The following is a 13,913-nucleotide window of genomic DNA, read 5'->3' as shown; positions in this document are numbered from 1 at the left end:
TCGCATCGTCCAAGGCGGCCCTGGCCGCCTGTTGTTTTTGCCGGCTCAGCCCTCAGAGGCGATCCAGACTGTCGCCCTGGCGCAGGCGATGGCGCAGCCCCTGCAGGCAGGCGTCCATCTGCTCCAGGGTCTGCAGGTTGGCCCGCTCTGCCGCCGAGGTCTGACGGATCTGCTGTATGCCGCCGTGACGTATGATGAGGCGCTGCTGGCCCATCAGCGCCAGCAGGGGATCGTGGGTGGCCATCAGCACGATCTTCTCCTGCCGCACCAGCAGCTGCAGCGCCTGCTTGCGGTCGATACCGGCGTTCTCCACCTCGTCGATTAGCACCACGGGGGAGGCGCTCAAAAACGCCGTGTCGGCGATCATCAGGGCGCGGGACTGACCGCCGGAAAGGGCGGTCACCGGCGTGCTGACGGCGAAGGGCTCGCCGGCCAGCTGGTTGGCCTGCTCTATGATCTGGCTGGTCACTTGGCTGGGATCCAGGCCGCGGCTCTCGGCATGCATGGCGATGAAGTCCCCGGCGCTGGCGTCCATCACGAAGTTCATGTTCTGGGAGAGCTGGGCCACCAACTTGTGCTCCAGGCTAAAGCGCAGCTCGGACGGCGGTACGGCGCCGTTGATCAGGATGCGCCGCCGGGTGGGGGTGTCCCCCTGGGCCATCCATTCGATGTCCGCCAGCAGCCGGCTCTTGCCCGAGCCCGTGGGGCCGACGATGCTGGTGATGGAGCCGGGCACCAGGGTCAGCTGCAGATCTTCGGCCCGGCCCTGCTTGTCCTGGCCGCCGATGAGGGTCAGGGAGTCGATGACAAAGCCGGTGGCCGGGCTGGCCTGCTGGGCCTGGGCCAGCAGGGCATCGAGCTGCTGGCGCAAGCCGGCGCGGTCGCAGCCAATATCCGCCAGCTGATCCTCGCTCAAGGCCGCCAGCCGTTGGGCGAGGCTGCCTTCGCCTGTGAGCTGATGGCGACGGACAAACTCCGCCAGGGCCGGCGCACCGGCCAGCAGGGGGGCGGGGTCCTGGTGCCACAGTGTGTCTGTACTCATGCCGATACCTTGATCTTCTTGAGGTTGCCGGTCTGAAAGTCCTCGCCGATGCGGGTCTCGCCCAGGCAGTAGGAGCACAGGGCCGCCGGCATGGAGAAGCGCAGGCGGCCGCCGTCCAGGGCTGCTATGTCCGGCGCCCCCTGGATCAGGCTGGCCAGCTCGAAGGCCCCCTGGCCGGTGATGCCGTTGACGTGCAGGATGCGGGCCTTGGGATTGGCCTGACGCACCTTGAAGGCGAACACCTCCCGCTCCGCCTGGGAGACTATGTCCCCCTTGGTGATCACCACTATGTCGGCGAGCTTCAACATGGGGCCCACCTTCTTGGGGGTGTTGAGGCCCATCAGGTTGTCGATGACACACACCGCCAGCACCCCCTTGATGTGGGGTGAGCAGCGATTGCACAGGCCGGCGCTCTCGGAGAGCAGCCAATGCAGCCCCTGCTGCTGGCCCCAGCGCAGGCAGGCCTCTATGTTGCTGACGAAGTAATGGTCCGGGCAGAGGTTGCCCGACAGACCCACCTGCACCGGCACCCCCATGGCGCGGTAGCGCTGGTCGTCATCGGTACTCAGGCAGTCGAACTTCACCACCCCCAGGGGGCGCTCGGCGCTCTGCAGCACCGGGATCAGGTGGCTGAGCAGGGCGGTCTTGCCCGACGAGGGCGGGCCGGAAACGGTCACCAGTTGCATGGGTGCTCCTTGTGGTGGTTCATGGCCTTAGACCGTCATGGTGCCGGGATCCAGGGCGTCCATGAAGGCCTGGTTCAGGGCCTCGGACTGGGTCTGATAGTCGGCGCTGGCCAGCTGATCCCAGTCCGGGAAGCTGTAGGGCTGGGACCAGTCCATGGTATCGGGCATGTGATAGTCGCCGGCTTGCAGCACGGCGCGGAAGGTCTCGCCCCAGAAGAAGTCCAGCAGCTCGGCCACCGCCGGGCTCTGCTGCCCCTCGGCCTTGACGAACAGAAACAGTGGCGACATCAAGGGGCCGTCCGCCAGCTGCACCTCCGCCACCCGCTTCTGGCTGGGGATCTGGTTGGCCGCGGCGCCGGGCATCAGGTTGAAGGGCACCCGGTTAGGGTCGGCGCTGTCCAGTCCCTTGATGAGCTGGGAGAAGTGGCGCACCGCGCTGACATTCTTGGCCAGGGCGGTCACCGCATCGGCCCCCTGGGTGTCTTTGATCATCTGCAGCAGGGTCAGGCCGCCCACGTGGCCGTCACAGCCGTGAATCGCCAGCTGCTTGTGGTAGGCGGGGCTGGCCAGGTCAGCCCAACGGGCCGGATAGGGCCCCTCGGGCAACAGGCTGAGATCGCACACCAGCTGCCAGAAGCCGAAGGCCAGCAGCCCCAGGTTATGCTTGGTGGCCATGGCCGCCAACGCTGGTGGCAGCAGCGGCAGCCACTCCGGCTTGGTCACCCCACGATAGACGCCCGAGTCGATGAAGTGCTGTTTGAAGGGGTGGGCGAAGGCGGTGTGCAGGCCTATGCTGACCCAGACATCCGGCAGCTCGGCGGGATCCGTGGTCTGCTGCATCAGCTCCTCCAGGCCGTGGGGAATGCCGTCCAGGATGGAGGGGCAATAGATAGGCTTGGGGTGGCGGCGGTTGAAGTCGGCAATCCAGGGTTCCAGGGCCTGCTTGAGGCGCACCTTGAGGGGGCAGGGCACGGAGACATGCAGGTTAAGCGCACCGGGTTGCCAGACATCGGTACCCAGGGCGGTCTTGCGGATGGCGTGAATGGTTGGGCTCATGGCGGCCTCGCTAACAGGGGTCTGCTGCCATGAAAGCAATATCGACGCCAGCCTGTCCGCCGGGACTGCCCATTTTATCTGACTGATTTACTGCTTGTTTTTAAACACAACCGCTGGCTGACTTGGTTGGGCTGTGTCGGGAAGGGCACACAAATGTACCCAATGCCACCGGGGGCGCCTATCGGGCAGACGCTGGGTATGGCTACTGCTCGACGATGGCCCGGGCCGGACAGTCGTTCTGGCAGGCGCCGCACTCGGCGCACAGTGACGTGATGAGATGGGGCAGGCCGGGGGCCTCGCCGGGGACGATGGCGCCCTCCACCGGGCAGACATCGAGGCACTGGCCGCAGCCATCGCACTCCTGGGTGATCACAAACATGCTGGGGACTCCTTTGGTCAAACGAGTAGGGTCAGTGCCATTGCAACTCCTGTTGCCAAGGCTGCTGCAAAAGCAGGGCCAACTGTCCGTCAGTCGGTTTGCCCCTTGTTGCGCTCCTGGTCACTTGTTAGACTTTTCGCCGTGAGCCATGCGGCCCACCCGTTCACTTTATCAATCTGACCCTGCCTGAGGAGGCACCATGCAAACGGTCCGTTTGCTTTACCTGACGCTGTACGAGAAGTACCTGCGTCTGTTACTGGCACCCCTAACACCCCCCTTCTTCTTCCCGGCTGCCCGTGTGTCGGCTGCCTTCGATGCCCATTTCATCATTCCCGTCCCGGTCGGCTGGCTCCCTCCCTCTTTGCATGTCCAAGGTCCCATTAACCGTCGCGGTTAAGGGGGCAGCATGTTTTCACTCTCTCGAGAGGCAGGCTTGTTGCGCTGTCTCGTGCTGGTTGACGGCAGCTTCGCCCTGCTGGGGATCCTGATTGCCTTGCAGGCAGACTCCCAGGCGGTATGGCTCGACGCGCTGTTTTCCCTCTTGTGTGCCTTGATGATCGCCACCGAGTCCGTGCTGGTGGACAGACTGCGTGAACCCGCCAGCGCCCGGTTGCCCAATGGGTGGGCCGCCTGTGAACCCCTGCTGGTGACCCTGAAGGGCCTGGTGCTGACCCTGATCTGCCTGCTGACCCTGGGCAAATCGGTGCTGAGTCTGCTCAATGGCGGCTATGAGACCCAGGACGGCCCGCTCATCGGCTACGGTCTAACCGGTGTCATCGTCTGTGGCGGCATCGCCCTCTGGCTGGGACGCAAGGCCAGGCAGCTGGGCTCGCCCATTTTGGCCACCGAGCAGCACTACTATCGCTTCGATGCCCTGCTGAGCATCGGCGTCATGCTGGCGTTCGGCCTCTCCTGGCTGATGCAGGGCACGGTGCTGCAGCCCTGGTCCCGCTACGTGGATCCCCTGCTGAGCCTGCTGATGGTGGCGGTGACCCTGCCCTCGGCGCTGCAGGTGACCTACCGCGGTGGTTGTGAGCTCCTGTGCCTGCCCACCGACCGGCACTGGCAGCAGCAACTGCAAGGCAAGATTGGGGCGGCCCTGACGGCGGACGAGCGACTGTGGCTGGAGTCCCGGTGCATCAAGCAGGGGCGGCGGGTGCGCATCCAGCTGCATCTGCGGGGGGCGGCTGGGCTCACGGATCTCAGTCCGGCCCAGGCCCAGGCCTTGTGTCAACGGGTCCATGCCGCCGCCGCCGACTGTGCGCCACAGCTTAGCGTCGAGCTGGTGCTGGGCAGCAGCTAGTCCTGTCGGTTATGCCTCAAGGGGCGGGCGCTTGTGTGACAAGCGGCCCGCCTTTTTTTCTATCTGATTGAAAGATAAGGCGACTAATCCTGGCATGGCCCTTGATATTCCCTGCCTGAACGATTCAATCAATCAGGAGGACACCATGGCGCCAGAGGAGCTGGAACAACTGAACAAAGAGGTGAAGCGGGCCAAGCGCATCGCCGCCGAGAAGGCCGGCGAGTTGCACGATCTGGTGGAGGACGGCCTGCCGGAGGCCTATGGCGATCTGCTGGCCTGTGCCCAGCGCTGCTACGACGCCTGTGCCCAGTGGGCCGAGCTGCAGGCCCGCTGGCGCGCCAGCCAGGGCTGATCCCGCCGCCTGACGAGCCGGGGGGCTGTTCTACGCAAGCCGGCTCATTTTCTCGCCAGGGATTGTCACAGATTGCCAAGGATTAACACGCCCATGACATAGGTCTGCCCCTGTCTGGATGCTAGGATAAGCCACGGCAACCGCTTGCTCCCGTTCCTCGTGGACAGACGGTAACATCCTATTTGACCTCCATTTTTGCCAGACAGACTCATGACCATGACGGCTAAGCGCATTCTTTCGTTCACCCTGCTGCTTGTTTTGCTCCTCACCGCGGGGGGGCTGATTGTCCACTACTGGCCCGAGGAAGGGGCCACCGCACCGGGGGCGCAAGGGGGCGGCATGCGCAGCGCCATGCGGCGGGGCGGGGGCTTCGGTGGCGGCGTGGTGCCGGTGCAGGCGGATACCGTCACCCTGGCCGATGTGGCCGAATATGTCAGCGCCCTGGGCACGGTCGTGCCCAACGCCGCGGTCACCGTCACCAGCCGGGTGGACGGTCAGCTGCTGGCGGTGCACTTCACCGAGGGACAGATGGTCAAGCCCGGCCAGCTGTTGGCAACCCTGGACTCGCGCGGCTTCGAAGCCACCCTGGCCCAGTATCAGGGGGCCCTGGCCCAGGATGCGGCCCAGTTGAAAAACGCCCAGCTGACCCTGGCCCGCTACCGCACCCTGTATGCCCAGGACTCCCTGGCCAAGCAGGATCTGGAGAGCCAGATCGCCACCGTGGCCCAGTATCAGGGGGCGGTGGCCTCCGACAAGGCGCAGATCGCCGCCGCCAAGCTCGATCTGGAATACAGCCGCATCACGGCGCCCATCGGCGGGAGGGTGGGGCTGAGACTAGTGGATCCGGGCAACATGGTGCACGCCTCCGACACCACTGGGCTGGTCACCATCACCCAGGTGACCCCCATCGCCGTGACCTTCAGCGTACCCCAGTCCTATGTGCCGAGCCTGCGTCAGGCGCTGCAGGCGGGCAAGCGGCTCACCGTCATCGCCCTGGATCAGGACAACCAGACCCAGCTGGCCCAGGGCGAGCTCAACTTCATGAGCAACAGCATCGACGCCAGCACGGGCACCCTGGCCCTGAAGGCCCTATTCGCCAATCAGGACGAGGCCCTGTATCCCAACCAGTTCGTCAATGTCCGGCTGCAGATCCGTGACTATCCCCAGGTGCCGGTGGTGAGCCGCGCCGCCATCCAGCTGGCCAGCAACGGCCACTATGTCTATGTGATCGGTGAGGATGACAAGGTCCGCCGCCAGACCATCACGGTCGGCCCCCTGTATGGCAGCGAGCAGCAGGCGGTGCTCGACGGCCTCAGGGGCGGTGAGCGGCTGGTGACCGCCGGCATCGATAGCTTGAAGGACGGCGTGCAGGTGCAGCTGGCCCAGGCCGCCAGCGGAAGCGAGTCGAGCCGATGAATCCCTCCGAGCTGTTTATCCGGCGGCCGGTGGCGACCCTGCTGCTGATGCTGGCCGTGCTGCTCTCAGGGGTGTTCGCCTATCGGCTGCTGGGCACCTCGGCGCTGCCCCAGGTGGACTATCCCACCATACAGGTGACCACCCTCTACCCGGGGGCCAGCCCCGACATCATGGCCGCCTCGGTCACGGCGCCGTTGGAACGGCAATTAGGCCAGATGTCGGGCTTGAGCCAGATGGTCTCCACCAGCTCAGGCGGGGCCTCCGTCATCACGCTAACCTTCAGTCTCGCGCTCTCCTTGGACGTGGCGGAGCAGGAGGTGCAGGCCGCCATCAACGCCGCCAACAGCCTGTTGCCCGACGATCTGCCCAATCCGCCCACCTACAAGAAGGTCAATCCGGCAGACAGCGCCGTCATCATACTGGCGGCCACCTCCGATAGCCTGCCCCTGACCCGGGTGCAGGATCTGGTGAACACCCGCATCGCCTTGAAGCTCGCCCAGATCAACGGCGTGGGCATGGTCACCCTGGCCGGTGGGCACCAGCCCGCCATCCGCATCCGCGCCAATCCCCAGGCGCTGGCGGCCCATGGCCTGACCCTGCAGGACATCTACACCCTGGTGAACAACAGCAACGTCAATGGCTCCAAGGGAGGCCTTGATGGCCAGTTCCACTCCTTCACCATCGATGCCAACGATCAGCTGCGCAACGCCAGTGAGTACGGCGAGCTGATCCTGGCCTACCAGAATGGCGCGGCCCTGCGCCTGAAGCAGGTAGCCAGCATCGAAGAAGCGCCGGAGAACAGCTTCCAGTCCGCCTGGGCTAATCACAGCCCGGCCATCGTCATCCATGTGCAGCGTCAGCCCGGCGCCAACGTCATCGAGGTGGTGGATAGCATCAAGGCCCAGCTGCCGGCGCTGCAGCAGTCCCTGCCCGAGGGGGTGAGCCTGGCGGTGCTGGCGGATCGCACCCAGACCATCCGCGCTGCCATCGCCGACGTGCAGTTCGAGCTGTGCCTGGCCATCGCCCTGGTCATCATGGTGACGTTTTTGTTTCTGCGTAACCTGCCCGCCACCTTCATCCCCAGCGTGGCAGTGCCCTTGTCGCTCTTGGGCACCTTCGGCGTCATGTACCTGGCGGGGTTTAGCCTCAACAACCTGACCCTGATGGCTCTGACCATCGCCACCGGCTTTGTCATCGACGACGCCATCGTCATGGTGGAGAACATCAACCGTCACATGGAGGAGGGGGAGACCCCCTTCAATGCGGCCCTGAAGGGCTCGCGGCAGATAGGTTTCACCATCATCTCCCTGACCTTCTCCCTCATCGCCGTGCTCATCCCATTGCTGTTCATGGGGGACCTGGTGGGCCGGCTGTTTCGCGAGTTCGCCATCACGCTGGCGGTCTCCATCTTCGTCTCCATGCTGGTCTCCTTGAGCCTGACGCCCATGCTGTGCGCCTATCTGCTGCGCCACATCCCCGAGGAGCGGCAGAGCCGCTTCTACCGCAAGGGCGGGGAGCTGTTCGATCGCCTGGTGGCGGCCTATGACAAGGCCCTGGGCTGGGTGCTCAACCACCAGCGGCTGACCCTGCTCATCTCCTGCGGCCTGGTGGGGGTGACTGGGCTGCTGTATGTGCTGAGCCCCAAGGGCTTCTTCCCCAGTGAGGACACCGGCATGATCCAGGGGATCTCGGTGGCCTCGCAGAACGTCTCCTTCGCCCAGATGGCCCAGCGGCAGCAGCAGCTGGTCAAGCTCATCCAAGCCAATCCCAACGTGGATCAGGTGGCCTCCACCATAGGCGTTGACGGCAGCAACGCCAGCCTGAACAACGGTCGGCTGCAGATCGCCTTGAAGCCCATCGAGGCGCGCAGCCAGCGGGCCGACGAGATCATCGCCGAGCTGCAGCAGGCCTGTGCCCAGGTGCCGGGCATCCATCTCTACCTGCAGGCGAGCCAGGATCTGTCGGTCAACGCCCAGGTGACCCCCAGCCAGTACCAGCTGACCCTGGATGACATCGACAGCGAGCACCTGGTGAGCTTCAGCCCCAAGCTGGTGGACGCCATGAACGCCTCGGCCGAGTTCAACCACGTGGTGAGCAACCTGCAGGATCAGGGGCAGGTGGCCTATGTGGAACTCAACCGCGCCGCGGCGGCCCGCTACGGCATCACGGCATCGGATGTGGATACCGCCCTGTATAACGCCTTCGGCCAGCGGCTCATCTCCACCATCTTCACCCAGGCCAACCAGTACCGGGTGGTGCTGGAGGTGGAACCCAGCTACCAGAACTCCCCGGCCTCCCTGGATGACATCTACCTGGCCGGCACCAGCAGCGATGGCAGCACCCCCATGGTCAAGCTGACGTCCATCGCCACCATCCATCAGCGCACCGGTTCCCTGGCCCATGTGCGGCTCAACCAGCTGCCGGCGGTGACCCTGTCGTTCAACCTCAACGACGGCTACTCATTGAGCGATGCCCAGGCCAGGATCCAGGAACTGACCCAGACGCTGGCCATGCCGTCCACCATCACCTTGCGCTATCAGGGGGAGGCGGCGGCCTTCACCGCCGCCACCGGCAACACCCTGTGGCTGATTTTGGCGGCCCTGCTGACCATGTACGTGGTGCTGGGCATCCTCTACGAGAGCTTCATCCACCCGGTCACCATTCTCTCCACCCTGCCGTCGGCGGCGGTGGGGGCCCTGTTGACCCTGATGCTGGCGCGCACCGAGTTCAGCCTGATCGCCCTCATCGGCGTGATCCTGCTCATCGGCATCGTCAAGAAGAACGCCATCATGATGATCGACTTCGCCCTGGAGGCGGAGAACAAGCTCAAGATGAGCCCGCGGGACGCCATTCATCAGGCCTGCCTGCTGCGGTTTCGCCCCATACTGATGACCACAATGGCGGCGTTATTAGGGGCGCTGCCCCTGATGCTGGCCCAGGGCTCCGGCGCCGAGCTGCGCCGCCCCCTGGGCCTCGTCATCGTCGGCGGCCTGGTGTTCAGCCAGGTGCTGACCCTCTTTTCCACCCCGGTCATCTATCTGTGGTTTGATCGGCTGGCCCTGCGCAGTCGCCGCATCTGGCAAGGCGTGGGTGGTAGCAGCCGCTCATGAACATCTCACGCCTCTTTATCCTGCGGCCGGTGGCGACCCTGCTGCTGACTCTGGCCCTGGTGCTGCTGGGGGTGGTGGGCTATCGCCTGCTGCCGGTGGCCTCGCTGCCTCAGGTGGACTTTCCCACCATCATGGTGAGCGCCAGCCTGCCGGGGGCCAGTCCGGAGACCATGGCCGCGACGGTGGCCAGCCCGCTGGAGCGCACCCTGGGGCAGATCGCCGGCATCACAGAGCTGAGTTCCCGCAGCTCCCAGGGCTCCACCCGGCTCATCATCCAGTTTGATCTGAACCGCAACATCGACGGCGCGGCGCGGGATGTGCAGGCGGCCATCAATGCCGCCCAGGGCCTGCTGCCCACCAGCATGCCCTCGTTGCCCACCTACCGTAAGGCCAACCCCTCGGATGCCCCCATCCTGGGGCTGGTGCTGACCTCGGATCTGCGCAGCAGCGGCGAGCTGTACGATTTGGCCTACAGCAAGCTGCAGCAGAAGATCGCCCAGGTGAACGGTGTGGGCAGCGTCAGCGTCAGCGGCAGCGCCCTGCCGGCGGTACGCATCGAGCTCAAACCCCAGCAGCTGACCCACTACGGCCTGGCGCTCGACACGGTGCGGGCCGCCGTGGCCAACAGCAGCACGGCGCTGCCCAAGGGCTACTTGCAGGGGGAGGATCACTCCTGGATGATCACCAGCAATGGCCAGCTGCTCAAGGCGGCGGACTACCGCAACCTGGTGGTCAGCTATCAGGACGGGCAGGCGGTACACCTGGGGGACGTGGCCAACGTCTATGATTCGGTGGAGGATCAGTTCAACCAGGGCTACTACAACCAGCAGCCGGCGGTGATGATGATGATCACCCGCCAGGCCGGCTCCAACATGCTGGAGACCACGGAGGCGGTGAAGGCCCTGTTGCCACAACTGCGGGCCTCCATCCCGGCGGACATCTCGCTGCAACTGGTGATCGACCGCTCCGGCTCCATCCGCTCCTCACTCAATGACACCCAGGAGACCTTGCTCATCGCCGTGGCGCTGGTGATCGGGGTGGTGTTCGTCTTCTTGCGCAACTTCAACGCCATGCTGATCCCGGCCCTGGCGCTGCCGGTCTCCCTGGTGGGCACTTTCGCCTTCATGTACCTGTTCGGTTACAGCCTGGACATCCTCTCCCTGATGGCCCTCATCATCGCCACCGGCTTCGTGGTGGACGACGCCATCGTGGTGCTGGAGAACATAATGCGCTACATAGAGCGGGGCTATTCGCCGTTGCGGGCGGCCTTGAAGGGGGCCAAGGAGGTGGGCTTCACCGTGCTCTCCATGACGCTCTCCCTGGTGGCGGTGTTTATTCCCATCCTGCTGATGGGCGGCATCGTCGGGCGGCTGTTCCGGGAGTTTGCCGTCACCCTGACGGTGGCGCTGGTGATCTCCATGGTGGTGTCGGTGACCCTGACCCCCATGCTCTGCGCCCGCCTGTTGCGGCGGCAGAACCTGACCCGGGTGCCTAACCGCCTGTACCGCGCCATCGAGGCAGGGCTCGAGCATCTGCTGGCTGGCTATGAGCGGGGCCTGCACTGGGTGCTGCGTCATCCTCGCTGGACCCTGCTGAGCTTGCTACTCACCATAGTGCTCAATGTGTTTCTCTATTCGGCCATCCAGAAGGGCTTCTTCCCCAACCAGGATACCGGCTTGCTCATCGGTGCCCTGCGGGCGGATCAGAACGTGTCGTTCCAGTCCATGCGGCCCAAGGTGCTGACCTTCTCCAAGCTGGTGGAGTCCGATCCGGATGTGGCCATGGTGGCGGGCTCTACCGGCAGCGGGGCCTTCGGCTCGCGCAACTCCGCCAACCTGTTTGTCACCCTCAAACCCGCGGACAGCCGCACGGCCAATGCTTCGGAGATTGCCAATCGCCTGATGGCCAAGGCCCGGGGGTTGGAACCCGGGGTGCAACTGTTCCTGATGCCGGCCCAGGATCTGCGGGTCGGCGGGCGCAGCGCCAATGCCTCCTATCAGTACAGCCTGATGGCGGATGATCTGGCACTGCTGCGCACCTGGACACCCCAGGCCAAGGCGGCGCTGGCCAAGTTGCCGGAGTTGACCAGCGTGGATGCCGACGCCGAAGACGGCGGTCAGTCGGTGATGCTGACCATCGACAGAGACAAGGCCTCCCGGCTTGGCCTCTCGGTCAAGCAGCTGGACACCTTCCTCACCAACGCCTTCAGTCAGCGGCAGGTGGTGACCCTGTACCAGACCTGGAACCAGTACCATGTGGTGCTGGGGTTGACGCCGGAATTCACCCAGGAGCCGGAGGTGCTGAACCAGCTGCAGCTGGTGAACGACGACGGGGAGGCGGTGCCGTTGAGCGCCTTCGCCCAGCTGAGTGGTGGTACCTCGCCCTTGTCGGTGAGCCACCAGGGGCAGTCGGCGGCCAGCACCATCGCCTTCGACCTGGCCGATGGCGTCTCCCTGCAGCAGGCCCAGGCCGCCATTCAGACCGCCATGGTGCAGATCGGGCTGCCGGACAGCCTACAGCGGGAGTTCGCCGGTACCGCCAAGCAGTTCTCCGAGCTGACCCAGGCCATGCCCTGGCTGATCTTGGCCGCCCTGCTGGCGGTGTATATCGTGCTGGGGATGCTGTACGAGAGCTTCATTCACCCCTTGACCATACTCTCCACCCTGCCATCGGCCGGGGTGGGGGCCCTGCTGCTGCTGATCCTCACCGGCCAGCAGCTGACGGTGATTGCGCTGATCGGCATCCTGCTGCTCATCGGCATCGTCAAGAAGAACGCCATCATGATGATCGACTTCGCCCTGATGGCGGAGCGCCAGCAGGGACTCTCCCCCGAGGAGGCCATTCTCAAGGCCTGCCTGATGCGTTTTCGCCCCATCATGATGACGACCCTGGCAGCCTTCTTCGGCGCCTTGCCCCTGGCCATCAGCACCAGTGGCGATGCGGACTTGCGCAGCCCCCTGGGGATCGCCATCACTGGCGGCCTGGCCCTGAGCCAGTTGCTGACCCTGTTTACCACCCCTGTGGTGTACCTGTATCTGGATAGACTCAGTCAAGGTGGGCGGGCCTTCTGGCAGCGCTTCGCCACCCGTTAATCGGCAGGACGGTTATGAATAGGACATGCAAGATTTCGACACTGGCGCTGGCACTCATGCTGGGCATGGGCCTGACCGGCTGCAGCGTGGGGCCGGATTATCACAAGCCCGACGTCATCACCACCCCGGCCTTCAAGGAGGCCAAGGGCTGGAGTCAGGCCAGGCCCCAGGACGACCTGAGCAAGGGGCCCTGGTGGGCGCTCTACCAGGACTCGGAGCTGGATAAGCTGCTGCGCCAGGTGGTGATCTCCAACCAGAACGTGGCCCAGTACGAGGCCAATTATCGCCAGGCCCAGGCCCTGGTGCAGCAGGCCCAGGCCAGCCTGTTCCCCAGCCTCAGCGGCAATGCCGGGGTGACGCGCAAGGGCACGGCTCAGAGTACCGATAACACCTATACGGCCGGGCTGGCCACCAGCAGCTGGGAGCTGGATCTGTGGGGCAAGATCCGGCGGGGGCTGGAGCAGTATCAGGCCAGTGCCCAGGCCAGCGAGGCGGAGCTTGCCAACATCACCTTGAGTGCCCAGTCCTCCCTGGCGCAGTATTATTTCCAGCTGAGGGTGCTGGATGCGCGCATCGCCCTGTATGAGCAGAGCATCCAGGCCTATGAACGCTATGTCACCGTGATGGGCAACCGCTACCGGGCGGGCACCGAGTCCCGTGCCGGCCTGGCCCAGGCCCAGACTTTACTTGAGAGCACCCGGGCCTCCCGCCTGGATCTGCAGCTGCAGCGAGCCCAGCTGGAGCACGCCATCGCCGTGCTGACGGGGCAACCGCCCGCCCGCTTCTCGCTGCCGGCCCAGCCGCAGTTGGTGCTGCACATTCCCACTCCGCCGGTCACCTTGCCCTCCCAGCTGCTGGAACGCCGCCCGGACATCGCCTATGCCGAGCGCAACGTGGCGGCGGCCAATGCCGCCATCGGCGTGGCCCAGGCGGCCTATTATCCGGATCTGACCTTGAGCGCCAGCGCCGGGTTTGAGAGCAGCGTACTGCAGGATCTCATCAGCCTGCCCAGCCGCACCTGGTCGCTGGGGCCATCATTAAGTGGCACCCTGCTGGACTTCGGCGCCACCGGTGCCCAGGTCAAGCAGGCCGAGGCGGCCTATGACGCCAGCGTGGCCAGCTACCGGCAGACGGTGCTGGAGGCCTTTGCGGAAGTGGAGGATTACCTGGTGGCGGTCGACACCCTGCAACAGCAGCTGGCGGTGCAGCAGCGGGCCAGCGAGGCGGCCAAGGAGTCGGCCCGGGTGACCTTGAATCAGTACAAGGCCGGCATGATTGATTATCTGGATGTGGCCACCACCCAAAATACCAGCCTGAGCCAGCAGCAGAGCGTCTTGTCCCTGCAGGCCAGCCTGCAGGTGGCCAGCGTCAATCTTATCGTCGCCTTAGGGGGCAACTGGCAGGGGCTGACGACACACTAAGGAGTCCCAACCCTTGCCCCGTCACAGGGGCATCGTGGTAGCATTTAACTTTTCCA

The 13,913-nt window shown here is 64.9% G+C and carries 11 protein-coding genes; 7 read left to right on the top strand and 4 right to left on the bottom strand.

Annotated features, from left to right (window positions below; genetic code table 11):
• Positions 1 to 52 precede the first annotated feature (52 nt).
• The 4 genes from ABD847_RS14605 to ABD847_RS14590 form a co-directional block, all read right to left on the bottom strand.
• The gene (locus tag ABD847_RS14605) at positions 53 to 1,042 is read right to left on the bottom strand and encodes an ATP-binding cassette domain-containing protein (RefSeq protein WP_345014337.1); all 990 of its coding nucleotides are present in this window, start codon (positions 1,040 to 1,042) and stop codon (positions 53 to 55) included.
• On the bottom strand, positions 1,039 to 1,728 hold the full coding sequence (locus ABD847_RS14600; RefSeq protein ID WP_345014335.1) for a GTP-binding protein: 690 nt from the start codon (positions 1,726 to 1,728) through the stop codon (positions 1,039 to 1,041). The genes ABD847_RS14605 and ABD847_RS14600 overlap by 4 nt, the downstream gene beginning before the upstream one ends.
• Before the next feature lie 27 nt (positions 1,729 to 1,755).
• Complete coding sequence (locus ABD847_RS14595; RefSeq protein WP_345014333.1) at positions 1,756 to 2,784, bottom strand: ABC transporter substrate-binding protein; 1,029 nt, start codon at positions 2,782 to 2,784, stop codon at positions 1,756 to 1,758.
• Between the two features lie 202 nt (positions 2,785 to 2,986).
• Complete coding sequence (locus tag ABD847_RS14590) at positions 2,987 to 3,163, bottom strand: 4Fe-4S binding protein (RefSeq protein WP_345014331.1); 177 nt, start codon at positions 3,161 to 3,163, stop codon at positions 2,987 to 2,989.
• Between the two features lie 199 nt (positions 3,164 to 3,362).
• On the opposite strand from ABD847_RS14590, the gene ABD847_RS14585 reads away from it, so the two are divergent.
• The 7 genes from ABD847_RS14585 (at position 3,363) to ABD847_RS14555 (ending at position 13,857) form a co-directional block, all read left to right on the top strand.
• Entirely contained in the window at positions 3,363 to 3,560 is a 198-nt protein-coding gene (locus ABD847_RS14585) for a hypothetical protein (protein WP_345014329.1), read from the top strand.
• Between the two features lie 9 nt (positions 3,561 to 3,569).
• The gene (locus ABD847_RS14580) at positions 3,570 to 4,466 is read left to right on the top strand and encodes a cation efflux transmembrane domain-containing protein (protein ID WP_345014327.1); all 897 of its coding nucleotides are present in this window, start codon (positions 3,570 to 3,572) and stop codon (positions 4,464 to 4,466) included.
• Positions 4,467 to 4,611: 145 nt separating this feature from the next.
• The gene (locus tag ABD847_RS14575) at positions 4,612 to 4,818 is read left to right on the top strand and encodes a CCE_0567 family metalloprotein (protein WP_345014325.1); all 207 of its coding nucleotides are present in this window, start codon (positions 4,612 to 4,614) and stop codon (positions 4,816 to 4,818) included.
• A gap of 210 nt (positions 4,819 to 5,028) precedes the next feature.
• The gene (locus ABD847_RS14570; RefSeq protein WP_345014323.1) at positions 5,029 to 6,234 is read left to right on the top strand and encodes an efflux RND transporter periplasmic adaptor subunit; all 1,206 of its coding nucleotides are present in this window, start codon (positions 5,029 to 5,031) and stop codon (positions 6,232 to 6,234) included.
• Positions 6,231 to 9,344, top strand: a complete 3,114-nt coding sequence (locus ABD847_RS14565) for a multidrug efflux RND transporter permease subunit (RefSeq protein WP_345014321.1) — start codon at positions 6,231 to 6,233, stop codon at positions 9,342 to 9,344. The genes ABD847_RS14570 and ABD847_RS14565 overlap by 4 nt, the downstream gene beginning before the upstream one ends.
• A complete protein-coding gene (locus tag ABD847_RS14560; RefSeq protein ID WP_345014319.1) occupies positions 9,341 to 12,436 on the top strand; it encodes an efflux RND transporter permease subunit in 3,096 nt (1,031 codons plus the stop codon). Before ABD847_RS14565 ends, ABD847_RS14560 begins: the two co-directional genes overlap by 4 nt.
• A gap of 14 nt (positions 12,437 to 12,450) precedes the next feature.
• Positions 12,451 to 13,857, top strand: coding sequence for an efflux transporter outer membrane subunit (locus ABD847_RS14555; RefSeq protein ID WP_345014317.1), 1,407 nt, complete (start codon positions 12,451 to 12,453; stop codon positions 13,855 to 13,857).
• Positions 13,858 to 13,913: the final 56 nt, after the last annotated feature.

It is taken from the genome of Pseudaeromonas paramecii (assembly GCF_039540575.1).
GTDB lineage: Bacteria > Pseudomonadota > Gammaproteobacteria > Enterobacterales > Aeromonadaceae > Pseudaeromonas > Pseudaeromonas paramecii.
The sequence above is the reverse complement of the archived record's forward strand: the minus strand, read 5'-3'. Positions and strand labels throughout refer to the sequence as shown.

Bases quoted from the DNA above. Each gene is read 5' to 3' on its own strand.
- ABD847_RS14605 (WP_345014337.1), bottom strand. From the start codon at position 1,042: ATGAGTACAGACACACTGTGGCACCAGGACCCCGCCCCCCTGCTGGCC.
- ABD847_RS14600 (WP_345014335.1), bottom strand. From the start codon at position 1,728: ATGCAACTGGTGACCGTTTCCGGCCCGCCCTCGTCGGGCAAGACCGCC.
- ABD847_RS14595 (WP_345014333.1), bottom strand. From the start codon at position 2,784: ATGAGCCCAACCATTCACGCCATCCGCAAGACCGCCCTGGGTACCGAT.
- ABD847_RS14590 (WP_345014331.1), bottom strand. From the start codon at position 3,163: ATGTTTGTGATCACCCAGGAGTGCGATGGCTGCGGCCAGTGCCTCGAT.
- ABD847_RS14585 (WP_345014329.1), top strand. From the start codon at position 3,363: ATGCAAACGGTCCGTTTGCTTTACCTGACGCTGTACGAGAAGTACCTG.
- ABD847_RS14580 (WP_345014327.1), top strand. From the start codon at position 3,570: ATGTTTTCACTCTCTCGAGAGGCAGGCTTGTTGCGCTGTCTCGTGCTG.
- ABD847_RS14575 (WP_345014325.1), top strand. From the start codon at position 4,612: ATGGCGCCAGAGGAGCTGGAACAACTGAACAAAGAGGTGAAGCGGGCC.
- ABD847_RS14570 (WP_345014323.1), top strand. From the start codon at position 5,029: ATGACCATGACGGCTAAGCGCATTCTTTCGTTCACCCTGCTGCTTGTT.
- ABD847_RS14565 (WP_345014321.1), top strand. From the start codon at position 6,231: ATGAATCCCTCCGAGCTGTTTATCCGGCGGCCGGTGGCGACCCTGCTG.
- ABD847_RS14560 (WP_345014319.1), top strand. From the start codon at position 9,341: ATGAACATCTCACGCCTCTTTATCCTGCGGCCGGTGGCGACCCTGCTG.
- ABD847_RS14555 (WP_345014317.1), top strand. From the start codon at position 12,451: ATGAATAGGACATGCAAGATTTCGACACTGGCGCTGGCACTCATGCTG.